Source organism: Bartonella sp. AP4SXKL (assembly GCF_042195845.1).
Classification (GTDB): domain Bacteria; phylum Pseudomonadota; class Alphaproteobacteria; order Rhizobiales; family Rhizobiaceae; genus Bartonella.
On record NZ_JBHIPA010000001.1, the window covers coordinates 61,731 to 86,808 of the forward strand.

A 25,078-nucleotide genomic window follows, 5' to 3' on the forward strand; every position below is an offset into this window, starting at 1 on the left:
CATTATATTTTCCTACCCCCAATGTTGCAAAAAACCTTGGAATTTGAGAGCATTCATAAGAGGCATTTTTAGTGCTTTCTTGTACAGTTTTTATCCACACGCCCCCCACTTATGACGTGCAAAAGACATTGTTCTGATTGATTTAATATGAAAAATAATAAATTATTAATAATAAACGATGACTAGCTCTGTTTATGAGACACATTCATTGCTAAGATAATCATCTCTGTATCAAACATAAAAGTTTCCCCATAGGTGCTGTGGTTTTCATCATAATCTATTTTGACTTTCTTCTCATCCCATGAAGATTCTTAATTCATACTGATCTGCAAACAATTCATTTTCTTGTCTAAAAGATTCCTCTGGCTCACTATTTTAAGTGATTCAATTAATCTATAATACATTGATTTATAAAAATAATACTTTTTTTCAATTTGAATCATAACTTCGAATACTGTAAAATTCTTCCATCACAAACCCTCTTATCAATTAAAATCTCTTGGCTACACGTCACAAGAAGACATGTGAGAAAAAATGATGAAAAACGCTCTCTAATGCTAAAAACTGTAGTAACATTAGAGGCTAGCAAAGTATATAATGAGTGTCGACTTGCGCTTTTATTAAGCATAAAGATAGAGTTGCTCTATGGGTTTTATATTCTTCACAAGGAACTTTACTTCTACACCATTCATAAACACCGCCGCGAAATAGATATGACGCGCATTGAAAAATATTTCTAAGAAAGCGTATGAATCTACCATACAAGTGTCTTCTGTTGTTTGAGATACTCTGTTTTACATGGGGGTGTTACTCCATTAAGACTCTATGAACCAACCTAATATTCACCAAATACCCACACAAAAAAACATCGAACACATAAAATTTGATATGGGCCTCGTATCACTACCCTAAAAACAGTATTTTACGACACAACAAAATAATAAAACTGTTTCAAAATGGCCTTTTGAAAATAAACTATTTCTTTTGAAGAAAAATTTCTATCAAGCTTTCAAGCTCCTAAAATGCATCCTCAAAAATACAAGTTCCATCAACCTCTACTTGATAGCATAACAGTTTTAATTACTGAAAATACCTCTGTGGTATACCAAAAATAAAAAATCATTATATTTCTAGGCTGTTAAGCTGCCATCTGGCGTCGTGCAATAATTGTAAGCCCTAACAAAACTTGACGAATGATAGCTTCGCCCAAAAGTGGATTTTTACGACTGTCTAAAACAGCACTCTGAATTCTTTCCATTGCATAAGAAATTTGTTCTAACTTCCAATATTTTAAAGCTTGTTCAACGATCTTTTTCCGTTGAAAAAAAATGGGAGGGCGTGCCTGAGAAACCACCGTAAAAGGTGAATTTCCTTCAACCTCTACCTGATAACGCAATAGCTGTAATTGCTGAAAATGCCTTTGAGCTGTACTCAAAATTAAAAAAAGTGCCCCCTGCACTGCTGCATGTCGGTTAAAATGCGCTTCAAAGCCTGATATATCGCCCAATAAAAGAGCATCAATGACTTCATCTTGAGAAAGAGCACTGACATCGCTTACAACAGCTTTCACATCTTCAAGAGTAATATGAACATTTGCAGCGTAAAGACAAAGCTTTTCTAATTCACTGCGTGATACAAGGCGATCCGCCCCTAAACATTCATGCAACCATCTACGTGCATCTAAAGAAAGAGTCTTCTTAAACTGTCCTAAAACCTCATCAATCAAACCGTCAAGAGACCGCATATCATCGGCAAAACAGGGTAAAGCCATCGCTTTTGATGCTGTTTCAACAGCATTGCGCAACCCTGTTCCTTTTTTTAAATCCCCTGCCTCAATGAGAATAAAACAAGCTTCTGGTGGTTTCTCAATTAAAAGTTTTAAGGCAGCAAGAAAACCTTTTTGGTTAGCAGCATTAGAGATCCATATCAAACGATCTCCCCCAAAAAGCGATAACGTACGCGCTTCATTTTCTAAACGTGCAGGATCTTTATCAATTTCAGCAGCATCCAAACGAATTGTCGAAAATGGATCTTCTATTGCTACCCGTGTAAGTTTTGCAAAACATTGTGCACGCTCACAAATAAGACCACGATCTGGCCCATAAATGAGAACAATAGGAAAAGCACGTGAAAAACGCATTAGAAACTGATCAACTTCATGTGCTTTTTTCTGAGCCACACTATTAATCCATTAATAGTTCATCATCATCAAGAACTTCCCCGCGAACTTTCTGAAACATGCCAATTAAATCATTGACATCCAAGCCCTTCCGCTCTTCATGACAGACATCCAAAATCACTTTTCCACCATGCAACATCAAGGTACGATCGCCATAATCAAGAGCCTGACGCATAGAATGAGTCACCATAATAGTTGTTAATTTTTTCTCTTCAACGATTTTTTCAGTCAACCGCATCACAAAATCAGCCATTCCAGGATCAAGCGCTGAGGTATGTTCATCAAGCAATAAAACATCCGCATGTGCTAATGTTGCCATCACAAGACAAACTGCTTGGCGTTGCCCACCTGATAAACTATCCATAGGATTATGAATATATGCTTCAAGACCAATGCCTAATTGAGCAATTTTCTCTCGAAAAAATTGCCGTTTCTCATGATTTAAAGCCGCACGCAAACCACGACGACTTCCTCGAAGAGCAGCAAGAGCCAAATTTTCTTCAATTGTTAAAGAACCACAACTTCCCTCTAACGAATCTTGAAAAACACAAGCAATTTTTCCAGCGCGTTCACTGACTGATTGCCTAGAAACATTTTGTCCATTGATAACCACTTTCCCTGTTGAAGGAAGCGTTGCACCCGCTAAAACACTGAGCAAAGTTGATTTACCAGCACCATTTGAACCAATAACCGTAACAAAACTACCCTGATCAATTTTCAGGTTAATATCAATTAAAGCCTGTTTTTCCAAAGGTGTTTGCGGTTTAAATGTGACCCCAACATGAAAAAACTCAATCACGTTTATGCCTCCTCCAATAGCGTGGCACAATAAGGGTTAAAATAACCAACAGTGAAGTAATCAACTGAAGATCTGTCGACGTATCAATACCAATGCCATTTGCTTCAAATGCAAATTGCACCGCCACACGATAAAGCACAGACCCTACAATACAGCTGATTATAATCCAAAAAATATTGCGCGTACGAAAGAGAGTTTCACCGATAATCACGGCTGCCAATCCAAAAACAATTGTTCCAATTCCACCGGTAATATCTGTTGCAATCGCAGTTTGAATATAAAGAGAACCACCAAGTGCCACACACGCATTGGAAAGCCCCATTCCAAAATATATCAATGCTGATGTATGAACACCTTGCGCCGTCGCCATGCGTGGATTAGCTCCCATTGCACGCATAGCAAGACCAATTTCACTTTCCAAAAAGCGCCAAATCAAAAACGCCATAACGAGCAACACAATACCAACGAAAAGAGGACGCACAAAAATATCAGACAAACCAAACAGATTATAAAAGGGCGTTAACGCCGTATCAGCAAGAGCTAAATTAACATTAGACCCTCCCATAATTCCCATAATACGAAGATTAACCGTATAAAGTGCCGACATTGTTAAAATAGAAGCTAAAAGATTCAAAATGCCAAAACGCAAATTCAACATAGCTGTTAATAAACCAGCCACCATACCTGCACAAAAAGCGCATGCCATAGCTGTCCATGCATTGAAACCCAAGAGAATCAAAACACCACAGACACAGGATCCAAGAAGAAACGATCCATCAACCGTTAAATCAGGAAAATCTAAAACCCGAAATGAAAGATAAACCCCTATAGCAACAAACGCATAAATAAGGCCTAATTCCACAGCACCAGAAAACGCAAATATATTCATGTAAAGACAATCCCCATGAAAACTTAACGTATTTTTATTGTATCAACACTCTATCAATAAAAGTTATTGAATCACTTTTGTTGCACGATCAATAACTGCCTGCGGAATAATAATCCCTGCTTTTTGGGCTGCTTTCAAATCAATTCGAATGTCATTATTAGCCGCCTGCACAACATCAATATCACCAGGCTTTTCACCCTTTAGAATACGCACAACCAATTTCCCAGCATCAACCCCTACATCATAGAAATTCACACCTTGCGTCATAAAAGGCCCACGCCCGATAGTATTAGCATCAACAGTAAATACAGGCATATTGGCTTCCTCTGAGACCTTTATTGCACCTTCTAAAACAGATAAAATCGTATTATCAGCAGGAACAAAAATAATATCGACCTTACCGATTAAAGCGCGTGTTGCTGCCTGAACATCTGAAGGCTTTGGTGCCGATGAGGGAATAATTTCAATTCCAGCTTTTTTTGCTACATCCTTTAACGTTTTAAGTGTCGAAACAGAATTTGCCTCAGAAGCATTATAAAGATAACCAATTTTTTTCAAATCTGGTTTTACTTCTTGTAAAAGTCTAACACTTTCTGCAACATCTATACGATCAGAACTCCCCGTCATATTACCGCCAGGTTTGGTAAGTGAAGAAACGATTTTAGCTCCGATAGGATCAGAAATTGCTGCAAAGACGATAGGAATTGTTTTTGTTGCCGCAAGCATCGTTTGTGCTGAAGGCGTGGTAATTGCTACAATAACATCGGGTTTATCACCAACAAATTTACGTGCAATTTGCGTTGCTGTTGAAATATTACCCTGCGCTGATAAAAAGGTAAGTTGAAAATTTTCACCTTGCTTATAACCATTTGCTGCAAGCACATCTTCCACACCTTTACGAACAGCATCCGCAGCAGGATGGACCATAATTTGCGTTATTGCAACTTTAACGTGTTTAACTTGGTCATCGGCCTTTGCAACACTGTTCATCATAAAAACAGTTGCAATGATAATCCCTAATATATTTATTCTCTTCAACATTATATTCCACCCCTCTCCATGCAAAAATTAAAAAAGGAATAATCTATTACTGAAGAATTTTCTAAAATCAATCTTTATTTCATTTTATTTAAACATGGACAAAATAAATCAAACTAAAATGATATTTTTTTGTTGCAATTCGTAGAAGCCTACGCCATACAGACAAGACATATATCGAATCGGTAAGCGGGTGTAGCTCAGGGGTAGAGCACAACCTTGCCAAGGTTGGGGTCGTGGGTTCGAATCCCATCGCCCGCTCCATTGAATTTTGTATTTATTCGTTCTTGTATGGAGTTATAGTGTAGCTTGCCAGCGGTTTTTGTATATTTTGCCACTGTAGCTTGCCAGCAGGTTTTGTATATTTTGCCACTAGGTTTTGTACCAATTTATTTTTTTCAAAGAGTTTTTAAGGGGTTCTCAAAGGGTCTTCAAAGACCTTTCAAAGATCATTTAAAGGTCTTTTATGTGTATTGTTTCTTTTTCTATATCGCAGTCGATGATGAAAAATCTCTCACGCTAATTGTAATTATTTTCAAACGAAATAACTGTTTTCACCTATTATTTAGAGTAAATTAAGTTTTTTGGATTTCTGGCACATCATTTGAAAGACAAAAGAAATGTTCCCTTGTACTTGTGCAAACAGCGTGGACATCATTTGATAATCCTCTTTCTTGAACAAATTCTTATCCAGAATAATCTTCAATACAAAAATAAATTAATAACTTGGTTTATAAAGATAATTTATAATTATTCATATTGAGCAAGCGTCTAAAATATCATAGGATTATCTCATTCCAAATCTCTATACATTAAAATCACTCACAATCATCTGCTCATGCATAACAGGAAAAATTGAGGCATCAATAAAATTCACTTGAAGAAAGGAATAAAAACTCTTCTTCTGAACACTCTGAAATACCAAAGATTATCGCAAAATTGGGAGCTAAAATAGTATAGGGGAGTACCCCTTTCACCTTGAAAACGTAAAAATGGGAAGCATAATAGCTTTATACACTTCATAGAGGCTTTAGACCATTCACGAACGTTATTATAAAATGGATATGACACACTTTGAGAGAAATCTCTTTAAAATAGACATGTGAATTAACAATATAAATGCATTCTATTTTACATGAGGAGCATAACTTCAAATCAAGGTAAGGTAACATAAAGTATTGAAACCGTCATAGCGCACAATAAAATCAGACCATTTTAAATGTTTAATGGTAACCTCTGCTAAACAACAGAATAAAAATTCAATTTTGAAAAGATTAAACCATATGCTACAGGTCTATTGAAACTCCGATTGTGCAATCGACTACCTTCTCGCTAAAACTTAATCACTATAAATATAAAAACCTTAAAGTCCGCTCTAAATTCGTAAAAGTTTTTAGATCTTGCTGTATTAAATGTTGAAACTCCTCATGGCTACTCATCTGAAACGCCAATAATTTCATAAAGCAGTTCCATAAAAAAGGATAATGACGTTGTAATATCCGAAAAAAATTTACCACATAACCTGAAAGATCATTGATAATTTCATCAGGAAGTATCAATTTCTATTTAGAAAACCCTATCCATGCCGACAAAAACTATATAAATGTTAGATATATAATAATTTTGATGACGATTTTGGCTCATCCTGTTTTGCCACCAATATAAGAAACAGCGAATATAGTGGATCCGCCAGCTTTAATATCGCCTTGTAAAAGGTCTTTCCCTCTACTCTTTTTGCTATCAAATCCTGATTTTACAATTCCTTGCTCTCTTTTTTATACTCAAAATTGCCTCTAAAACAGGATAGATTAATCGTAAAAAATATATAAAAGAAGCAAATTATAACATTTTTTCTTATCCTTCTTAATACAAAATAACTGTTAAGCTACAATACGCTAACATTTATCAGTCATAAGTCCAAAACATCATATAATGACGAAACAAATTCATAGAGTGAAGATTTTTCACTATCAACCGTTGTATTAATCTTTCCATAATGCATAAAAATGATGAAGCGGCCCTCGCCCTTTCCCTACTTTTAAAGCATCTGAGGCAGTTAAAGCGCCATGCAAATAATCTTTTGCTTGTTTAACAGCGCAATCCAAAGGTTGGGTAGGTAACAGAGCTGCAATGGCAGCAGAAATGGTACACCCTGTCCCATGATCATGAGTAGTTGAAAGACGAGAGGCTTCAAGTATAACAAGGTTTTCACAATCACAATAAAGATCTGGACTAGAACAATCGTAATTTTCTGTACTATTTTTGGTCAGCGTATTCAAATGTCCCCCTTTTAACAAAACTGCATGACACCCTAGCGCCAAGAGTCGTGGAGCATATTGATACATAGTCTCTAAAGACCATTGCACTTCACGCCCCAATAACAGTGCAGCTTCAGGCAAATTTGGCGTGATCAAAGTTGACATCGGCACAAGAACATCACGCATAATTTCAATTGCATCAGACTTTAAAAGAACATCACCACTTTTTGCAACCATAACCGGATCAAAAACAATGAAACGCGCTTTATGATAAGCAAGACGTTCTGCAATAACCTGTGCAATCTGAGCATTTGCAACCATACCAATTTTAACGGCATCAACATGGATATCCTCAAAAACAGAATCAATTTGATCTGCAACAAAAGAAGCATCTAATGCCTGAAAAGAACGCACACCCTGAGTATTTTGTGCAACAACAGCTGTAACCACACTCATACCATAAGTTTTCATAGCTGAAAAAACCTTCAAATCCGCCTGCATTCCAGCGCCACCAGAAGGATCTGTTCCCGCAATAGATAAAATCCGTGGAATAAAAAGTTTATCTTTTTGTAATTCCATTAACCTCTTTCCTTCTGTTTTTAAATATCGGAAAATGAGTTACCGAAAAAATAGATGCTTGAAAAAACATAAAGAAGATGTTTTCTCATGTGAATTATATTATATATGAAGTCTTCTTATAGATATAAAATGGAAAATGTAGTGCTTATCCTTCGTTCTATTCTTTTTACGTTCGCTTTTTATACAACAACTTTCATACAAATGATTCTTTACGCTCCCGTTTATTTTTTAATGCCCCGCAAAAAGGCATGGATTGTCCCTAAAACATGGGCGCGCGTTACACTCTTTTTGCAAAAATACATCGCAGGCACAAGTTATGAGATTGAAGGTTTAGAAAATCTTCCCAAAGGACCCTACATCATTGCTCCAAAGCATCAATCGGCTTGGGAAACTTTCAGTCTTGTTCCCTATTTTGATGATCCCACTCTCATTTTAAAACGTGAATTGATGTGGATTCCATTGTTTGGCTGGTATATGGCAAAAACGCAAATTATCCCCATTAACCGCACAACACCCATCAAAGCCTTAAAAATGATTATACAAAAAGCAAAAGAGAAAGTAAAACAAGGGCGCCAAATCTTGATTTTTCCCGAAGGAACACGCCGACAACCCGGTCAAGAACCAGATTATAAGTCAGGAATTGTCGCGCTCTATAATGAATTAGGACTTCAAGTTGTTCCTATTGCACATAATGCGGGTTTATATTGGCCACGCAATAATTTTCGCCGCTATCCTGGAACAATTCGTGTCCGTATTCTTCCCCCGATAGAGGCTGGTTTAAGCAAACGTGATTTTCTAGATCAACTTGTCCAAAAAACTGAAAAAGCGTGTGATGAACTGCTTCTCTTAGCAGCTCAAGATCCTACCCCTCCTCCTATGCCACCATACGCTGTTCAGAAACTTCAAAAACTAAATCATCATGAAACAATGCACTGATTGATAAGAATAATGCATCACTTTGTATATTGAGCGGAGTATAGGGAACAAAAATATAAGAAAGATACTTCAAACTTTCTAATTCAAAATTATAAAACACATGTACATGATAAGAAATAATCAATGTGTAAATTTTTTTGAAAAAGAATTCTTCCTCTCTTTAAAATCATTTAAATAACATACATCTCTTTGATTTATAAGGATATTTTAGCGTTATTCAACTTGAATGAGAACCCTGAATACCGTAAGATTTTCTCATTTCAAATCTACTCTAGGTTGAATCAATTAGAATTATTTTCTTGCACATTACAAGTGGGGATACCTCGTGTGAATAAAACGATACAAGAAAAGATTAAAATACTTTTTACGAACCGTCTCAAGTGCCAAGGGCTATCCTAACAGGAGAGCAAGAAAAATGCATGATTATGCAGATTCATTCCTTTCTGAGAAATTCAATCCCTCCAAGAGCCTGAAATCTTGTACAATCTTCATTATTTAAAAAGTATTTCTTGAGATACTTAAGTCATCAAACCAAATTCAAGGGGAAAATAAAAATGAGAATTGGTTTTTATCCCACAGACACAACGGATACAGCAATTAACCATCTTTCCTTCCTATCCTAGACTTAAATGCTTTGTGTGCTACATTAAAACAATTCTAAATAACGAATAAGAGGGAACTAGATTTAAATTAATGCGACGTCTCTTCTATAATTTATTTTTTTCTGTGATTTTGAGTTTATCCAGCGCTGTTGCTCTAGCGCAGCCTTTTATTTCTGTTGATGTTACAACGAGGCGTATCTTAAAACATAATCAAGCTTTTGAGCGTTGGTATCCTGCTTCCTTGACAAAATTAATGACCGCTTATGTTATTTTTCGTGCCATGAGCCGAGGGGAAGTTTCACCAAACAAACATATCACCATCAGCGAATACGCCGCAAAAGCTCCCTCATATCGTTCAGGCTATAAAGCTGGTTCTGTACTCACACTTGATACAGCCTTAAGTATCACCATGGTTAAATCTACTAATGATTTAGCCATTGCCATGAGTGAAGCTGTTGCGGGTTCACAGAAAGATTTTGTACGTAAAATGAATAGCGAAGCTAAACGTTTAGGCATGTTTGGCACCCATTTTGCGAACGCAAGTGGTTTACCAGATCCTCAAAACTACTCCACGGCACGCGATATTGCTCTTTTAGCCGTTCAAATACGTCGAGAATTTCCACAATATGCTCATTATTTTTCTATTCCAGCCATTGATTTTGGTAATAATCGAAAAATCCAACATAACTCAAACAACCTCATTGGCCGTTTTTATGGGATAGACGGTATGAAAACAGGCTTTATTTGTGCCTCTGGTTTTAATCTTGTTGCCTCAGCCACCCGCAATAAACGTACAATTATTGCTGTCATTCTAGGTGCTAACAACATAAGTGAAAGAGAAGAAAAAGCTGCACAACTTCTTGAAATAGGATTTTTGCACCAAGGAAGCCCCCAATTAACACTAGCAACATTAAAACCTTATGGGAGCAACATAACACAAGCCAACAATATGAGACAACAAACATGCACACCTGAAGCCATAAAAATGCATGCAAATTCATATGATGATCAAGGAAATATTATTCTCACCTCACCTTTTATCACTGCTCCACCTTCTTTTTCTCATCCTTTATCAGTACACCTCATTCGTACGCCACAAACACCTAAAATGACAGTAAAACCACTAAGAAAACCCTATATTCCGTATAAAAGGCACGCAAACCATTCTATAAAAAGCCATAAATCATAATCTACAATTAATTATAATACTTTGATTTATAATCATAATTAATTATTTTGTACCTTATGTCAAAACCACAAGTATTGTAAGATTCTCTCATTTCAAATCTGTATTTGTTGAATCAATAAAACCAGTCTCTTGCGCGCCACAAGGTGGATGAACATGTAGATAAAATAATTAAAACAAGGAATAAAAATCCTTCCTATAAGTCCTTTCAAGAACCAAAAATTATCATAACATTGACGCTAAAAGTGTATAATATACCCACGTGCACCTACCTTTATAAGCGTAAAGATAGTGGTACAATGGATTTCATGGGGGATTAACCATTATATCCCTCACGGACATCATTATAAATTGCTTAGACATACTGAGATATATTTTTTAAAAACAAAACTATGATTGATGATTAACATGAAAATAAAGCGCATCCCTCTCACGCTTATTACGGGTTTTTTAGGCTCTGGCAAAACAACTTTGCTCAACCGTATGCTACAAGACCCTCTTCTAACAGAATGTGCTGTTATCATCAATGAATTCGGCGAAATCAGTATTGACCACCTTCTGGTTGAAAAAACGACAGAAGGAATTATTGAGCTTGCCAATGGTTGCTTATGCTGTAATTTACGCAGTGATCTCATCGACACATTAATTGATTTAATAAATCGCGTTCAGACAGGACAGATCAAACAACTCCATCATATTATCATTGAAACCACAGGGATGGCTGATCCCGCCCCTATTTTACAAATACTTTTAAGCCACCCATTGTTTATTCAAACATTGTCCATAAATGCTGTTCTTGCAACATTTGATACATTAAGTCCACTTTCCATATGTAAGCGCTATCCTGAAATATATAAACAATTAATATTTGCTGATAAAATCATTCTCACCAAAACAGATCTTAGAGACCCACAAACGCTTTCAGATGCACTCCTTAGCACACTTAAAACAATGAATCCTACAGCACAAATCATTGACGCCCATTCTAAAGATTTCTGTTCAAATCTATTAATAAATAACACATTATGGGATGAAAAAGTAGAAAATACAAAACTTAAACAAAATCTTACGACTACCCCACATGATCATACCCCCCATAAAACCATTCGTACCTTTTCACTAAACTGTGAGGGTCCTGTTGATTACGCCACAATTGAAGCTTTTTTAGATCTCCTACAAGAGCGTTATGGTACAAAATTATTACGTATTAAAGCAATTATCGCATTGCGTGATGACCCTTATCGCCCACTTGTATTACATGGCGTACAAACATTTTTTCATCCTCCCATAAGATTGCCGGCATGGCCAAAAGGAATAAAACAAACACGTTTTGTCATCATTGCCGATGGTGTTGAAAAAGACGCAATACAAAAGCTCCTCAATGCTTTTTTTAATAAACCAGCAATAGATACTGCAGACAAAACAGCTCTCTTAGAAAATCCTCTGGTCATTCCAGGAATAAAATTTTAATTTTTTCTCCCCTTCAATGATATAATATTAAATTCATTGGCACCACCATCTTTATGCTTTTAAAGAAGCAAACCGGCACCATTACACACTTTGCTAATTCCCAATGTTGAAACAAGCCCTTGGTACTTGAGACGGTTTGTAAAAAGCATTTTAGTCTTTCTTGCACAGTTTCACCCACGCGGTTATCCCCGCTTGTAACGTGCAAGAAAATGGTTTTAATTTATTCAACATGGAACGGCTTTGAAATGAGAGAAGCTTACGGTATTCAGGGTTCTAATTTAACTTGAATAACACTAAATTATCATTATAAATCAAATTGTTATGATAAAAAATTTAATACCCATCAATCTGCAAACAGATTGTTTTCTCTCTAAATGCGCTTCATCTGCAAACCACTTCATGTGATTCATTTCACAGACCGATTGGCCAAATTCTTGGTTCTAAAATATTCTGCTCAACTCTATGTTTACTCAAGCTAATTGAAATCAAAATCCCTGTTAAGAAAAAAACCAAAATCAGACAGAGGCAATATCGCATTTTAAAATATGTGAATGTATCTTATATAACAGCACGACAAGACAATATTTTACAGCATAAAAGAATAAAACTCTTTGAAAGAAATAAAAAGAGAGGTACATTTCATGTTAACTTACTCTTCACTAAAAACGAAGATTGATACCAGTAACGATGTGCAAACAATCCAACTTCTTTGAGAAAATTCCTCTTGGCTTCCCACTTCATATGATTTACTTACATAAAGCTCTATGAAAAAACTCTGCGCTTTAAAATATTGACTACTCACTTAAACACCTTATGTGCAAAGTTTTTGCATATCCTGTATCACCATTATTAAGTGATAGTGTTTACGGTGCTGTAGGATACAATAACACTCACTGCATTAGAGAAACTGAATTTTTATCAATATCGCGATTAAAAACGTAACGTTTTCCATAAACCTCAACAGTTGGAGGTTGACGATTTTTTTCAAAAAAATCATAACCTTTCTTAAGCATAACCCAGAATTGATAATGAGGATTCTTGCTATGACGTGACATATTATCCTTGGTCATGCGGAAAGGAAAAGCCTGCAACTGAAACTCTCTTTGTCCTCCTTTAAAAGCATCCCGTGCAAACGCATAAATCTGAGCCATGTTCTTATCACTCATAGAATAACAACCTGCGGAAAAGCAAGAACCATGCACCATAAGATTGCTTCCTGTGCGACCATTTTCCTGATCATAAAGGTTAGGAAATCCTATATTAAAAGAGAGATAATATTTTGAATAAGGATTCATTTGGTTTGCGCTAATAGTATAAAAACCCTCTGGTGTCTGAAGATCCCCTTCTTTATATTTAGGTCCAAGCTTACCAGACCATTTGCAAATGCCATAGCGAGCAACCAAGATAAAAGGTCCTGAACGAGATTGCTTCCAAACTTCAGCAAGATTTTCTTCCTTAAAAAACCGCATCATAATCGGTGCATAGGGATCTATATCATACAGAACCATTCTATTTTTGATTTCTTGCGGCAACGGCTGCTCAACTTTAGCGCGAATAGAGGCTGGTAATCTTCCTTCACATGCTGTCAATAGTCCCATTACAAACAACACACACACAGCAAGGAATCTGCTAAATGTCATCGAATAAAACTCCAATCCAACACCCCTCACAAAAAATAACCTATGTTAGAGATCGACCAATTTGAAGGTATTTTTCCCTTCGCTCTTGTTTAAGCACTTGACCATCTTTTCCAGCCATAGCTTTTAAAGCTTCTGAAATAACATCACCCGTTGCATCAATGACAATCTCTTTGCCACGATGCGCTCCCCCTAAAGGTTCCGAAATAATGCCATCAATAATCTTTAAGCGATACAAATCTTGAGCGGTAATACGCATATTCATTGCAGCATCTTTTGCACGAGCTGGATCACGCCATAAGATAGAAGCTGCTCCTTCTGGTGAAATAACAGAGTAAATTGCGTGCTCCAACATATAAACTTTGTTGGCAGCCGCGATTGCTATCGCCCCTCCAGAACCGCCTTCTCCAATAACAACGGAAACCACAGGAACTTTCAAACGCAAAGTTGTAGCTGTTGATTGAGCAATTGCTTCCGCTTGCCCACGTTCTTCAGCGCTTACCCCAGGATAAGCACCTGCTGTATCAATAAAAGTGAGGAGTGGCAAACCAAAGCGGTCAGCCATTTCCATAATACGTACAGCTTTACGATAGCCTTCTGGACGCGCAGAACCAAAATTATAGCGCAAACGTGTTTGCGTATCGTGACCTTTCTCTTGACCAATATAAGCAACGGCCTCACCTTTAAAGCGTGCAAACCCCGCTTGAATAGCCTCATCTTCAGCAAACTTGCGATCTCCGGCCAAAGGCGTAACGTCACTCAATAGGCGTTTAGAATAGTCCATAAAATGGGGACGATCCGGATGACGAGCGACTTGTGTTTTTTGCCACGGCGATAATTTTTTATAAATATCGCGCAACGCTGTTTGGGAACGCGTTTCAAGACGAGCAATCTCGTCACTCATATCAAGACTGCCTTTTTCCTGAGAAATTTTTTTTAATTCAAGAATTTTCCCATCAAGATCAGCAACTGGTTTTTCAAAATCAAGATAATTATACATTTGTGTCAACTCATTCAGTGTCACTTATACACTTATAATTTGCTTTATAAAGTCTTTTTCAAAAACATCACCTTTTCTTTAACGAGCCTTTTGCTCATCGGCAAGTGGATGATGCTCATTGACTAAACGATAAAGTCCCTCTTCCAACACATGGGTATAAATCTGAGTGGTAGCAATATCAGAATGACCTAACAAATGTTGAACGGCACGCAAATCAGCACCATTTTGCAAAAGATGACTAGCAAAAGCATGACGCAACACATGGGGAGAAAAGCTATCACTTCCTATCCCTGCTCTTCTAGCGAGATTTTTCAACTCTCGTGCAACGACTTGACGAGCAATATATCCTGTCTCGGAATGCGCAGGAAAAAGATAAGAACTCGTAGCGTCCTTTCCCTGATCACGCAAATTTAACCACTGTGAAAGAACTTGGCATGCTTTTTTTGATAACAGCACCATTCGTTCTTTTTTGCCCTTACCACGAACCAAAACGCTGTATTCATTCCTTCGAACAGACTGAACCGGCAGACTCACCAACTCACTAATACGTAACCCTGTTGCATAAAGCATTTCAATCAATAGCTGAAGACGCAGTGCACGGAAATAACCTTTGGACCCATAGTCTGCTTGGTTGACTTCTAACTCCGCAAAATCAAGCAATTTTATCACTGCATCTTCACTCATGATTTTGGGCAAAGGACGCCTCTGACGAGGTGCATCAATATCATGAGAGGGATCATCTGCTCTCAACCCTTCAGCATAAAGGAATTGATAAAACTGACGCAAAGTTGATAAACGGCGCGCTTGCGACGATGCCGCAAAACCAAAAGTATGCATAAGTGACAAAAGAGTAATTAAATCTTCTTTTTGTGCTGAAAAAAGCGAAACAGAGTGTGAAGACAATTCGTCTTGTGCCCACTGCAAATCATGCTGATAAGCCGCAAGCGTATGAGACGAAGCCCCTCTCTCCGCACTCATCATCTCAAGAAAATGATCTATCACAGCACCACTTTTCATTTCATTGATTCGCTTCCGTAGAAAGATTCCATGAATTCAAGGGAACATCAATGTACATATCCACAGTTACTGGTTCAACCCAAACCACAAGAGCACCCATTATAATGAAAAGAACAGAAAGCAAAATGAAAAGAATCATCAAAAATCTAGTCAATGTTGGCATAAGACAATAACCTACCCAAAAATATTCTATCTCGTATTATGCCTCACAAAGATTAACAGGAATTGACTTTAAGATGGATAAATGCCGAAATAAAGTTATGAAAAGCAATCGACAAAAACGCGTCCCCATAACACAAATAAAGAATCAGCTCTTATCGTCCCTTGATAAAAGAGCACTTGTCCTTGTTGGTCTTATGGGGGCAGGCAAATCAGTGATCGGAAAACGCGTCGCCACCATGCTTCGTTTACCTTTTTATGATTCTGACCAAGAAATTGAAAAAGCTGCACAAATGACAATCACGGAACTCTTTGAAATTTATGGTGAATCCGAATTTCGTGCTCTTGAACAGCGTGTTATTCTAAACCTCATGAAAAAAAGTCCCCTTGTTTTAGCAACAGGTGGTGGTGCCTACATAAATGAAAATATCCGAAAAGCCATTCACCAAAATGGTATATCCATATGGCTAAAAGTCGATCTTGATATCCTCATGCAACGTGTCTCAAAGCACCCAACACGTCCCCTGCTTCAAACAGCCAATCCTAAAGAAACCATGCAAAAACTCATGGAACAGCGTTATCCTATCTATGCAAAGGCAAACTTAACAATTAACAGTCATAAAGAAAGCCGTCATACCGTAGCACAAAATGTTATACGATCCGTACAGCACTACCTATACACAGAAATTAACAATAGGGATAACCAGCATGCAAACCAAAACCGTCACTGTTAAACTGGACAAACACTGTTACGATATCATCATTGGTCCGGGTCTGATTACACAAGCTGCTTCACAAATTAAACATGCTCTTAATAAAAAAGATCCTCATCAAACGCGCTTGGCACTTGTTACAGATACAAATGTTGCTTCCCTTCATTTGGAGATATTGCAAGCAGAATTAACAAAAAATAAAATTCATACTGTCCCTATTATTGTAGAAGCGGGAGAACAATCAAAATCATTTTCAACCCTGCAAGTTGTTATCGATCAAATTCTTGCTGCACGCTTAGAAAGAGGCGACTGTGTTATTGCTTTTGGCGGTGGTGTCATTGGTGATCTAGCAGGATTTGCGGCAAGTATAATCCGCCGTGGCATGAACTTCATTCAAATGCCCACAACGCTTCTTGCACAAATTGATTCTTCTGTTGGTGGAAAAACGGGAATCAATAGCCAATATGGCAAAAATCTTATTGGTGCCTTTTATCAACCACAATGCGTTATTGCTGACACGTGTCTTCTTGATACCCTGCCACCGCGTGAATTTCGCGCTGGCTACGCAGAAATAGTAAAATACGGTCTCATTAACCAACCTGACTTTTTTGAGTGGCTTGAAAAAAATGGGCAGAAAATTTTCTCTAATGGCCCTATGCGAACAGAGGCCATTGTTCGCTCATGCCAATTTAAAGCTGCCATTGTAGCACGTGATGAGTACGAAACGGGAGAGCGCGCACTCTTAAATCTCGGCCATACATTTGGACACATGCTTGAAACAGCAACCGCTTATGACTCCAACCGTTTAATCCATGGCGAAAGTGTAGCAATTGGGATAATTCTAGCTCATCAATTCTCTGCTCAATTAAATTTAATAAGCCCCACGCTTACACAACGCATTGAAGCGCACTTCAAATCTATAGGATTGCCTACACAATTAAAGGATATCCCAGGGTCTCTACCAGATGCTGAAACTTTAATGACTCTCATTGCCCAAGATAAAAAAGTTTCGCAAAACAATTTGACTTTCATATTAACACGCGGACTTGGCCAATCATTTATTGCAAAAAATGTTTCACCAGATGCAGTTTTATCCTTTTTGGAACAAAAATTAACAGAAATTCGTTAATTCATATTGAATATAATTGATTCGTTTTTATACTTCTATTAAAGATTAAATATGATGATGTCTGCGTAGCTCAGTAGGATAGAGCACAGGATTCCTAAAGAAATTGGGCACTTTGAGGAGAAATCCTCAAAGTGAATCTGCTCAAATTCGGGGAAAGCTTCATGGGCGACTATATGCCAATCCCGAGCCAAGTCTCTTTTCAAATGAGAGAAAGGTGTAGAGACTGAACGGGCAGCACCTAAAGAGCAAAAGCTTCAAGGTGAAGAGACAGTCCAGACCACAAACAGCCGATAAGGCTGGCGGTGAAAATCGAAGTGGTATGAATCCTGGGGTCGCAGGTTCGAATCCTGCCGTAGACACCATCGTATCAGTCAAATTATTCTTTGTGCACAATATTAGGAATATAGGGAAGCATCATGAAAAAAACTTTGCACATTTTAGGATTTTTCACCGCTTTAAGTTTATCACTCTTCAGCTCAAACAATAGCTTAGCTGGTTCTTTAATCATTGAAGTACCAGACAATCCAGAGCCCAAAACAGAGACCATTACCTATCAGTGTGATACTGAAACAGGTAAAGAGCGCGTAGAGGCAGTCTATCTTAATGCTGACAATATTTCGTTGGTTGATTTCAAATGGAACGGTGATCGTGTCATTGCTGCTAATGTCATCGCGGCAACAGGAGCAAAATTTGCAGGAGCTCAGTACATCTGGTGGGAGAAGAACAAAGAAGTCACGCTTTATGACCTTGCTCAGGATCCAGAAGAAAAAAAACCTATCCTCTGTAAAGATGAGTCAACATTATTATTTTAAATAACACGGGAAATATTATGAAAAAAATTTCTTTTACTAAACAATTTTTCATTACTTTAAGTGTGCTCCTCCTCGGTTCAATTAATGCATTAGCAAGTTCTTTAGTCATTGAAGTACCAGATAATCCAGAACCAACAACAGAGACCATCTCCTATCAATGCGATATGGGAACAAGCAAAGAGTATGTTGAAGCAACTTATTATAATGCTGGTAATATTGCGCTTGTTGATTTAAAATGGAACGGTAAGCGCATCGTTGGTTCTAATGTAATTGCCGCTTCTGGAGGAAAATATGTGGGTGGACAATACATTTGGTGGATAACTAAAAATGAAGCCATATTTTACGATCTTATTAATGATCCAAAAGAAGAAAAGCCCATCCACTGTGTAGAAGAAAAAAGCACAGAATAAGGAAGATTCTTACATTTCAAGAACCGCGCTGGCTCTCATCTCTTGATGTTCCTTCTGACGTGGGTAACTTTTCCTCCGTCTTGTGTAATAAAAGAGCCAGCGGTTTTTCTGACTGTTCTTCTGAATGATGTCGATAAGCTGCTGTATGTGAGAGCAACATAGAAGCTACCGGTGCTGTTAAAAACAAAAAAAACATCAGCAACACTTCATGAAAAACAAAATAATGGTCCACAAATATTGAATAAAGAAATGAAGAAATAAGAATACTACCAACGCCCCAACTCGTACATACTGAAAGCATATGCAAACGCTTATAAAAATTGGAAAAACGCACCAAACCTATCGTTGCGATCAATGTCAATCCAGACCCTAATATTAAGAAAACTGTGATAGCAATAGCAACCACAAGCGATATATCATCTTTCATTCAATAATCTCCCCCCGCATAAGAAATTTCGCCAAAGCGATGCTTGAGACAGATCCCAACAATCCAATAATGAGAGCTGCGACAAAATAAGTGGTTGTTCCTGAACGAATATCGAATGTAAGAAACAAAAGAATAGTGGTTATATAAAGGGCATCCAAACCAACAATTCTATCCTGCGCCCGTGGACCACGAATCAACCGAAACAGCGCGAAAATCACCGCTAAACTTAAAAAAAACTGTGAAAAGAAAAGCCCCCAATAAAGAATCACCATACTCATAAAAAAATCTCCAAAAGCAATTGCTCATACCGTTGTTTGATCAACTGTTTGTAATCATATCCATTTTTTAAATTTAAGACATGAAGCAAAAGTTCACCCTTTTTACTATTATAGGCAACCCAAGCAGTTCCAGGGGTTGCCGAAAGGATGCATGCTAAAATAGCCAAAGCAGTGCGATTATGAAGCAGAAGAGGTACTACAATAAAACCAGATTTCTGCTCTCGAGACCTTTTTGTTAAAACAAACCAAGCCACCGAAACATTTGAGAATATAGAATCTATAAATACTCGAAAAACGAGACGAAAAACCGCACTCCAGCTTTTAATAACAACCTTCTCCGGCTCCAGAAGCCGTATCATCCAACCACAAAACAAAGCGGTTAAAATCCCTAAAAGCAATTGCCCTAAACTAAAACCATTTAAAATAAGCCACATAAGGACAATGACACCACTGAAAAAAGGGGAAGGACAAAAACGATTCATTTACTTATCTCCCTATTTTCGAGAGAAAAATCCGTTAAAACGCTCCCAATATAGTTTTGAGGTTCATACAAAGTCTTAGCAGTTTCAGACATATAATGACTAACAGGACTGGCTACAATTGTTATAAGAAAACACAAAGCAAGGAGAACGGCAATAGGCGCAAATTCTATCACTTGCACACGAGGAATACGCCCTTCAAGAGAAACCCAAAAAGTTCGGATACCCGTTCGTGTCAATGCAATCAAAGCCGCAAAACCAGAGAGAGTGACAAAAACTACAAAAAGCCAATCTTGGTAAACCGGAAGAGAAGCAGAAAAATCCTCTCTACTGTGGTTTAAAATTGCCATGAACATCATAAATTTAGCAACAAAACCAGAAAAAGGCGGCAATCCAATAATCAAAATGGCACAGATACCAAAACAAGCTCCAAGAATTGCCAAGGTTACTGGAAAATAGATGCCAACTTCATCTTCTTCCTCCTCTTCATCGTCACCATACACCTCCATTGTGACAGCAAGAACATTAGCAGCCACATCTTGACAGCGTTCTACCAACTCTACCAAAAGAAAAAAAGCTCCCAGTGCTAAAGTTGAAGAAACAATATAAAAAAGTGCGCCTGCTGTCAGTGCTGCATTGCCTATCCCGATCGCAGCCAACAATGTGCCAGAAGAGACAAGAACGCTATAAGCTGCCAAACGCACCAAAACTTGGCTCGCCAATACTCCAATAAAACCAATAATCATAGTGGCAAGCCCACCATAAAACAAAACTGTATGACCAAAATGGTTAAAATATTCACTTTCAGGACCAAACCATAGCAACGTTAAACGTAAAATAATATAAATACCAACCTTGCTCAAAAGTGCAAAAGAAGCTCCAACAGGCGCTGCTGCTGCACTGTAAGTTGGCACCAACCAAAAATTAAGCGGCCACATACCCGCTTTAAGCAAAAAAGCAATACCTAAAAGTGCAACACCTATTTCGAACAAAACAATATCTGTAGAAGATATATATTTTATTTTAACAGCCAAATCGGCCATATTAAGAGTACCAACGACTCCATAAATGAGCGCTATACCAACTAAAAAAAATAATGAAGCAACAAGATTAACCACAACATAATGCAACCCTGCACGCACGCGCGTCTGACCAGAACCATGCAAAGCAAGCCCATAGGAAGCCGTTAACATAACTTCAAAAAACACAAATAAATTAAATAAATCGCCAGTCAAAAAAGCACCATTTATCCCCACCATAAAAAATTGCATTAGTGACTGAAAATGAGAACCAGCTTTGTACCAATGAGCCCGCGCAAAAACCAACACGCTAGTCACCAACAAGCTGGAAAGTAAAAGCATCATAGCGCTTAAGCGATCAAGGACTAAAACAATTCCAAAAGAAGACGGCCAATTACCAAGTCGATAAACATCGCAAGCCGGTGCTATTTCAAGAGTACGTATAATCAATAAAATGGCAGTAACGACCAACAGTCCCGCAGAAGAAAGACTGATGAATGATTTAAGTCTTGCACGACGTTCATCATAAAAAAGAAGAAGTGCTCCAGTGATTAACGGCAAAAGAATAGGCAAAATAAGGAGATGATGCACTCCTATTTCCATTATTGCACCTCACGTCCATCAACGTGATCAGAACCCGTTAAACCACGTGAAACCAACAAGATAACTAAAAATAAAGCTGTTGTTGCAAAACCAATCACAATCGCAGTTAAAACCAAGGCTTGTGGAAGAGGATCGACATAATTAGCTGGATTAATAACAGTGGTAGGATCAACAATTGGAGCAGCATTACTACGCGGTCTACTCATTGAAAATATAAAAAGATTAACACCATAGGAGATCAAGGACAAACCAAGAATGACTTGAAAAGTACGTGGACGCAAAACAAGCCAAATACCTGATCCGACAAAAACACCGATACCCAAAGAAAGAACAATTTCCATTAATTTTCCTTCTCTTTTAAAATAGGTTTCTTACCGATTCGGTAACTCCTAATTGACTGGTGTGCAAGTGCAATTAAAATGAGAACAGTTGCTCCTAACACAAGAGAAAGCACACCAAAATCAAACAAAAAAGCAGATGCCATGGGAACTTTCCCAATTAACGGAAGATGAATATATCGAAAAAAGGATGTTAAAAAAGGATACCCAAAAAACCAAGAGCCCATCCCCGTTACGACTGACAATAATAAACCAAAGCCTATCCAACGCAAAGGTAAAACTCTCAAATGCGTTTCCACCCACCGAATATCGCGTGCAAGATATTGTAAAATAAATCCTATAGCCAAAGTAATACCACCGACAAATCCACCTCCTGGCAGATCATGCCCTCGCATGAATAAATAAATAGCAAAAGCGATAATAATCGGAAAGAGCCAACCCATAATAACAGCAGGAACAGCTAAATAATTCAATACTGTATCTCCCACATTTCGATTAGGCTGTGCTATATCAAAGGCTTTCTGGATACGTTGTTGAAAAGGCGCATCAATACTCTCAGGCGCAGGACGAAAACGTCGTAAGAGTGCAAAAACAGTAAGGGAAACAACACCCAAAACCACAATTTCTCCCATGGTATCAAAACCACGGAAATCAACCAATAACACATTCACAACATTGCGACCACCAGCATCTGAGTAAGCATGCGTTAGAAAAAAATCAGAAATCGTTGTACCTTGGGGACGTGTCATCACTGCAAAAGAAAGCCATGCTACACCAGCACCTCCTACAAGGGATATGATGAAATCACGGAAACGACGCAAGCGAACCCAAAAATGAACAGCAGCTGGCCCAGGGTCATGCAAACGTTTAGGCAACCACCGTAAACCAAGCAATAATAAAACGACTGTAACAACCTCAACAACCAATTGTGTTATTGCTAAATCAGGAGCAGAAAGCCATAAAAAGGTTGCACAAGTCATCAAACCAGCTCCCCCTAAAAGCATAAGTGAAGCAAGACGATGAAACTTTGCTCGCCAAGCAACTAAAAGCGCACATAATCCGCCAACCAGCCAAAGAGCGAGAAAAGGAATATCAAGTGGAAAAAGCGGTAATGTCCCCACTGGAATGAAACCATCGCACCAAAGTAAAAGACCAACAAAGGCAAAACAGACCCAAAAAATCCAATGCAATTGGATCTGCAAACGGCGTGTTGACAAAGCAGACTCCACCGCACGGGCCCATTTCCAAGAAATAATTACGAGAATGCGTTCAAAAATACGCGGTCCTTTTAAGTGACGGAAAAAAGGAGCCCCATCATCACAGGATAAAAAATAACGATGCCCAACAGCATAGAGCAATCCGCCCCCTAATAATGCAACAAAGCTCATCACTAATGGAGTGTTAAACCCATGCCAAACAGCCAAACTATAAGGAATTGTCATTGGTCCTAAAACAGACACGACCGCATTATCTAAAATAGGTCCTATTGTTAAATTAGGAAAAATACCAACCGCTAAACAAATAAACACCAAAAGCTCCATTGGTAAACGCATGAAATGCGGTGGTTCATGGGGAGTCTTGGGTAAATTGTCAGGCTTTGGTCCTAAAAAAACGCCATGAATAAAGCGTATAGAATAGGTCACACTAAACAGACTAGCTAGCGTTGCCACATAAGGCGCAATCCAATCGAGCCATGATTCCATATGCGTTTCAACAGCTTCAGCAAAAAACATCTCTTTCGATAAAAAACCATTCAACAAAGGAACCCCAGCCATCGCTGCACTCGCAACTAAAGCAAGAGTTGCTGTGATAGGCATAGAACGATAAAGCCCTGACAGTTTACGCATATCACGTGTTCCCGTCTCGTGATCAATAATGCCAGCAGCCATAAATAAAGAAGCTTTAAAAGTAGCATGATTGGCCATATGAAAGATCGCCGCAACACATGCAAGTGGACTACCAAGACTTAAAAGTGTTGTAATTAATCCAAGATGACTAATAGTCGAGTAAGCAAGCAGTCCTTTCAAGTCTTGCTGAAACATGGAAAAATAGGCACCTAGAAGAAGAGTTGAGAGTCCTGAAAAGCCAACCAGCCAAAACCAAGATTCTGTTCCAGAGAGCACAGGCCATAAACGAACAAGCAAAAACAATCCCGCTTTTACCATTGTTGCCGAATGCAAATAAGCCGATACGGGAGTTGGAGCAGCCATCGCGTTAGGTAGCCAAAAATGAAAGGGAAATTGCGCGCTTTTTGTTAACCCTCCCAATAAAATACAAATAAGGATAGGACTATAAAGAGAACTTGACCGGATCATATCTCCAGACTGTAGCACCTTATCCAAATCAAAACTGCCAACAGTATACCCAATCAATAAAACTCCAATAAAAAGAGCAAAGCCGCCAAAACCTGTGATCGTTAGAGCCATACGCGCACCCTCACGCGCACTTGCATTATGGTACCAATAGCCGATCAGCAAAAAAGAAAAAATACTGGTAAGTTCCCAGAAAACAACCAAAAAGACGAGATTACCTGATAAAACTATTCCTATCATTGATCCCATAAAGGCCAAAAAAAAGGAAAAAAAACGCGGTACAGAATCCGCTGGATCTATGTAATAACGTGAATAAATGACAACAAGCAGCCCAATCCCTGTAATAAGCAAGCAAAAAAGCCAGGACAAACCATCTATGCGGAGAATCAAATCGCTTCCCCATTCTGGAAGCCAAGAAATATCTAAACGCACTATGTGGTTTCCGCGAACTTCCGGATAAAGCATTATTGTAAAAATAAGACAGAAAAGTGCGACGACCCCAGCAAACCACGCTTCATTATTTTTTGCTGTCGAACGAAAAAAGCCAATGACAGCACTTCCACCAAAAGGAAGCAAAACGAGCAATACCAACATTGCTTCCCGTGTTGTCATTCTTTAAACTCCATTTTACCTTAATATTTTGTCATCGACAAAACAAAAACTTATATTCTCACCCCCCCCATTCCACACTTAATGATAATAAGATTTAATAAAACTTAAAAGCATTTAAATTTTAAAAAAAACAATGCTTGCATGAAAATACTGCGCACCACACAAGTCTTCTCTTTATTGTAAGAACAATAACGCCC

The 25,078-nt window shown here is 38.0% G+C and carries 21 protein-coding genes and 1 tRNA gene; 8 read left to right on the top strand and 14 right to left on the bottom strand.

The window, feature by feature from the left end:
• Positions 1-1,138 precede the first annotated feature (1,138 nt).
• The 4 genes from holA to ACFIMI_RS00270 form a co-directional block, all read right to left on the bottom strand.
• Positions 1,139-2,179, bottom strand: a complete 1,041-nt coding sequence (gene holA / locus ACFIMI_RS00255) for a DNA polymerase III subunit delta (protein WP_375612738.1) — start codon at positions 2,177-2,179, stop codon at positions 1,139-1,141.
• A gap of 4 nt (positions 2,180-2,183) precedes the next feature.
• Positions 2,184-2,978 (bottom strand): ABC transporter ATP-binding protein, encoded by a 795-nt coding sequence (locus ACFIMI_RS00260; protein ID WP_375618340.1) that lies wholly within the window; start codon positions 2,976-2,978, stop codon positions 2,184-2,186.
• Positions 2,971-3,867, bottom strand: a complete 897-nt coding sequence (locus ACFIMI_RS00265; protein ID WP_375612210.1) for an ABC transporter permease — start codon at positions 3,865-3,867, stop codon at positions 2,971-2,973. The genes ACFIMI_RS00260 and ACFIMI_RS00265 overlap by 8 nt, the downstream gene beginning before the upstream one ends.
• Positions 3,868-3,930: 63 nt before the next feature.
• A complete protein-coding gene (locus ACFIMI_RS00270) occupies positions 3,931-4,908 on the bottom strand; it encodes an ABC transporter substrate-binding protein (protein ID WP_375620923.1) in 978 nt (325 codons plus the stop codon).
• A gap of 186 nt (positions 4,909-5,094) precedes the next feature.
• On the opposite strand from ACFIMI_RS00270, the gene ACFIMI_RS00275 reads away from it, so the two are divergent.
• A tRNA-Gly gene (locus ACFIMI_RS00275) sits at positions 5,095-5,169 on the top strand.
• A 1,718-nt stretch (positions 5,170-6,887) separates the two neighbouring features.
• On the opposite strand, the gene thiD is transcribed toward ACFIMI_RS00275, so the two are convergent.
• Positions 6,888-7,742, bottom strand: a complete 855-nt coding sequence (gene thiD / locus ACFIMI_RS00280) for a bifunctional hydroxymethylpyrimidine kinase/phosphomethylpyrimidine kinase (RefSeq protein WP_375612742.1) — start codon at positions 7,740-7,742, stop codon at positions 6,888-6,890.
• A gap of 129 nt (positions 7,743-7,871) precedes the next feature.
• On the opposite strand from thiD, the gene ACFIMI_RS00285 reads away from it, so the two are divergent.
• From ACFIMI_RS00285 to ACFIMI_RS00295, 3 genes are all read left to right on the top strand, one after another.
• On the top strand, positions 7,872-8,678 hold the full coding sequence (locus ACFIMI_RS00285) for a 1-acyl-sn-glycerol-3-phosphate acyltransferase (RefSeq protein ID WP_273790137.1): 807 nt from the start codon (positions 7,872-7,874) through the stop codon (positions 8,676-8,678).
• A 693-nt stretch (positions 8,679-9,371) separates the two neighbouring features.
• The gene (locus ACFIMI_RS00290; RefSeq protein WP_375611309.1) at positions 9,372-10,469 is read left to right on the top strand and encodes a D-alanyl-D-alanine carboxypeptidase family protein; all 1,098 of its coding nucleotides are present in this window, start codon (positions 9,372-9,374) and stop codon (positions 10,467-10,469) included.
• Positions 10,470-10,874: 405 nt separating this feature from the next.
• Complete coding sequence (locus tag ACFIMI_RS00295) at positions 10,875-11,936, top strand: CobW family GTP-binding protein (protein WP_375611310.1); 1,062 nt, start codon at positions 10,875-10,877, stop codon at positions 11,934-11,936.
• Positions 11,937-12,826: 890 nt separating this feature from the next.
• Here ACFIMI_RS00295 and ACFIMI_RS00300 read toward each other — a convergent pair.
• From ACFIMI_RS00300 to ACFIMI_RS00310, 3 genes are all read right to left on the bottom strand, one after another.
• Complete coding sequence (locus tag ACFIMI_RS00300; protein WP_375628563.1) at positions 12,827-13,576, bottom strand: L,D-transpeptidase family protein; 750 nt, start codon at positions 13,574-13,576, stop codon at positions 12,827-12,829.
• Positions 13,577-13,616: 40 nt separating this feature from the next.
• Positions 13,617-14,573: an acetyl-CoA carboxylase carboxyltransferase subunit alpha gene (locus ACFIMI_RS00305; protein ID WP_375611312.1), complete on the bottom strand. Its 957-nt coding sequence runs from the start codon at positions 14,571-14,573 to the stop codon at positions 13,617-13,619.
• 78 nt (positions 14,574-14,651) lie between these two features.
• On the bottom strand, positions 14,652-15,590 hold the full coding sequence (locus ACFIMI_RS00310) for a site-specific tyrosine recombinase XerD (RefSeq protein WP_375611313.1): 939 nt from the start codon (positions 15,588-15,590) through the stop codon (positions 14,652-14,654).
• A 260-nt stretch (positions 15,591-15,850) separates the two neighbouring features.
• Between ACFIMI_RS00310 and ACFIMI_RS00315 the strand changes: the two genes are divergently transcribed.
• The 4 genes from ACFIMI_RS00315 to ACFIMI_RS00330 all read left to right on the top strand — a co-directional run bounded on the left by ACFIMI_RS00315 (position 15,851) and on the right by ACFIMI_RS00330 (position 18,813).
• Positions 15,851-16,483, top strand: coding sequence for a shikimate kinase (locus tag ACFIMI_RS00315; protein ID WP_375606223.1), 633 nt, complete (start codon positions 15,851-15,853; stop codon positions 16,481-16,483).
• Positions 16,458-17,591 carry a 3-dehydroquinate synthase gene (aroB, locus tag ACFIMI_RS00320; protein ID WP_375638134.1) on the top strand — a complete coding sequence of 378 codons (1,134 nt, stop codon included), beginning with the start codon at positions 16,458-16,460 and terminating at the stop codon, positions 17,589-17,591. Before ACFIMI_RS00315 ends, aroB begins: the two co-directional genes overlap by 26 nt.
• 416 nt (positions 17,592-18,007) lie before the next feature.
• On the top strand, positions 18,008-18,403 hold the full coding sequence (locus ACFIMI_RS00325; protein ID WP_375617422.1) for an MliC family protein: 396 nt from the start codon (positions 18,008-18,010) through the stop codon (positions 18,401-18,403).
• Positions 18,404-18,420: 17 nt separating this feature from the next.
• On the top strand, positions 18,421-18,813 hold the full coding sequence (locus ACFIMI_RS00330) for an MliC family protein (protein WP_375681198.1): 393 nt from the start codon (positions 18,421-18,423) through the stop codon (positions 18,811-18,813).
• Between the two features lie 16 nt (positions 18,814-18,829).
• On the opposite strand, the gene mnhG is transcribed toward ACFIMI_RS00330, so the two are convergent.
• The 6 genes from mnhG to ACFIMI_RS00360 are packed head-to-tail and all read right to left on the bottom strand — an operon-like array spanning position 18,830 to position 24,881.
• Positions 18,830-19,240 carry a monovalent cation/H(+) antiporter subunit G gene (gene mnhG / locus ACFIMI_RS00335; protein WP_375612747.1) on the bottom strand — a complete coding sequence of 137 codons (411 nt, stop codon included), beginning with the start codon at positions 19,238-19,240 and terminating at the stop codon, positions 18,830-18,832.
• The gene (locus tag ACFIMI_RS00340) at positions 19,237-19,518 is read right to left on the bottom strand and encodes a K+/H+ antiporter subunit F (protein ID WP_375606068.1); all 282 of its coding nucleotides are present in this window, start codon (positions 19,516-19,518) and stop codon (positions 19,237-19,239) included. The genes mnhG and ACFIMI_RS00340 overlap by 4 nt, the downstream gene beginning before the upstream one ends.
• Positions 19,515-20,000 carry a Na+/H+ antiporter subunit E gene (locus ACFIMI_RS00345; RefSeq protein WP_375612748.1) on the bottom strand — a complete coding sequence of 162 codons (486 nt, stop codon included), beginning with the start codon at positions 19,998-20,000 and terminating at the stop codon, positions 19,515-19,517. The genes ACFIMI_RS00340 and ACFIMI_RS00345 overlap by 4 nt, the downstream gene beginning before the upstream one ends.
• Positions 19,997-21,619 (bottom strand): monovalent cation/H+ antiporter subunit D, encoded by a 1,623-nt coding sequence (locus ACFIMI_RS00350; RefSeq protein WP_375611319.1) that lies wholly within the window; start codon positions 21,617-21,619, stop codon positions 19,997-19,999. Before ACFIMI_RS00350 ends, ACFIMI_RS00345 begins: the two co-directional genes overlap by 4 nt.
• Positions 21,619-21,960, bottom strand: coding sequence for a Na+/H+ antiporter subunit C (locus tag ACFIMI_RS00355; protein ID WP_273790150.1), 342 nt, complete (start codon positions 21,958-21,960; stop codon positions 21,619-21,621). The genes ACFIMI_RS00350 and ACFIMI_RS00355 overlap by 1 nt, the downstream gene beginning before the upstream one ends.
• Entirely contained in the window at positions 21,960-24,881 is a 2,922-nt protein-coding gene (locus ACFIMI_RS00360) for a monovalent cation/H+ antiporter subunit A (RefSeq protein WP_375612749.1), read from the bottom strand. Before ACFIMI_RS00360 ends, ACFIMI_RS00355 begins: the two co-directional genes overlap by 1 nt.
• Positions 24,882-25,078 lie beyond the last annotated feature (197 nt).

What these genes read in the sequence shown, in the direction of transcription:
- ACFIMI_RS00265 (WP_375612210.1), bottom strand. Translation starts at nt 3,867, where the DNA reads ATGAATATATTTGCGTTTTCTGGTGCTGTGGAATTAGGCCTTATTTAT.
- ACFIMI_RS00270 (WP_375620923.1), bottom strand. Translation starts at nt 4,908, where the DNA reads ATGTTGAAGAGAATAAATATATTAGGGATTATCATTGCAACTGTTTTT.
- thiD (WP_375612742.1), bottom strand. Translation starts at nt 7,742, where the DNA reads ATGGAATTACAAAAAGATAAACTTTTTATTCCACGGATTTTATCTATT.
- ACFIMI_RS00285 (WP_273790137.1), top strand. Translation starts at nt 7,872, where the DNA reads ATGGAAAATGTAGTGCTTATCCTTCGTTCTATTCTTTTTACGTTCGCT.
- ACFIMI_RS00290 (WP_375611309.1), top strand. Translation starts at nt 9,372, where the DNA reads ATGCGACGTCTCTTCTATAATTTATTTTTTTCTGTGATTTTGAGTTTA.
- ACFIMI_RS00295 (WP_375611310.1), top strand. Translation starts at nt 10,875, where the DNA reads ATGAAAATAAAGCGCATCCCTCTCACGCTTATTACGGGTTTTTTAGGC.
- ACFIMI_RS00300 (WP_375628563.1), bottom strand. Translation starts at nt 13,576, where the DNA reads ATGACATTTAGCAGATTCCTTGCTGTGTGTGTGTTGTTTGTAATGGGA.
- ACFIMI_RS00305 (WP_375611312.1), bottom strand. Translation starts at nt 14,573, where the DNA reads ATGTATAATTATCTTGATTTTGAAAAACCAGTTGCTGATCTTGATGGG.
- ACFIMI_RS00310 (WP_375611313.1), bottom strand. Translation starts at nt 15,590, where the DNA reads ATGAAAAGTGGTGCTGTGATAGATCATTTTCTTGAGATGATGAGTGCG.
- ACFIMI_RS00315 (WP_375606223.1), top strand. Translation starts at nt 15,851, where the DNA reads ATGAAAAGCAATCGACAAAAACGCGTCCCCATAACACAAATAAAGAAT.
- aroB (WP_375638134.1), top strand. Translation starts at nt 16,458, where the DNA reads ATGCAAACCAAAACCGTCACTGTTAAACTGGACAAACACTGTTACGAT.
- ACFIMI_RS00325 (WP_375617422.1), top strand. Translation starts at nt 18,008, where the DNA reads ATGAAAAAAACTTTGCACATTTTAGGATTTTTCACCGCTTTAAGTTTA.
- ACFIMI_RS00330 (WP_375681198.1), top strand. Translation starts at nt 18,421, where the DNA reads ATGAAAAAAATTTCTTTTACTAAACAATTTTTCATTACTTTAAGTGTG.
- mnhG (WP_375612747.1), bottom strand. Translation starts at nt 19,240, where the DNA reads ATGAAAGATGATATATCGCTTGTGGTTGCTATTGCTATCACAGTTTTC.
- ACFIMI_RS00340 (WP_375606068.1), bottom strand. Translation starts at nt 19,518, where the DNA reads ATGAGTATGGTGATTCTTTATTGGGGGCTTTTCTTTTCACAGTTTTTT.
- ACFIMI_RS00345 (WP_375612748.1), bottom strand. Translation starts at nt 20,000, where the DNA reads ATGAATCGTTTTTGTCCTTCCCCTTTTTTCAGTGGTGTCATTGTCCTT.
- ACFIMI_RS00350 (WP_375611319.1), bottom strand. Translation starts at nt 21,619, where the DNA reads ATGGAAATAGGAGTGCATCATCTCCTTATTTTGCCTATTCTTTTGCCG.
- ACFIMI_RS00355 (WP_273790150.1), bottom strand. Translation starts at nt 21,960, where the DNA reads ATGGAAATTGTTCTTTCTTTGGGTATCGGTGTTTTTGTCGGATCAGGT.
- ACFIMI_RS00360 (WP_375612749.1), bottom strand. Translation starts at nt 24,881, where the DNA reads ATGACAACACGGGAAGCAATGTTGGTATTGCTCGTTTTGCTTCCTTTT.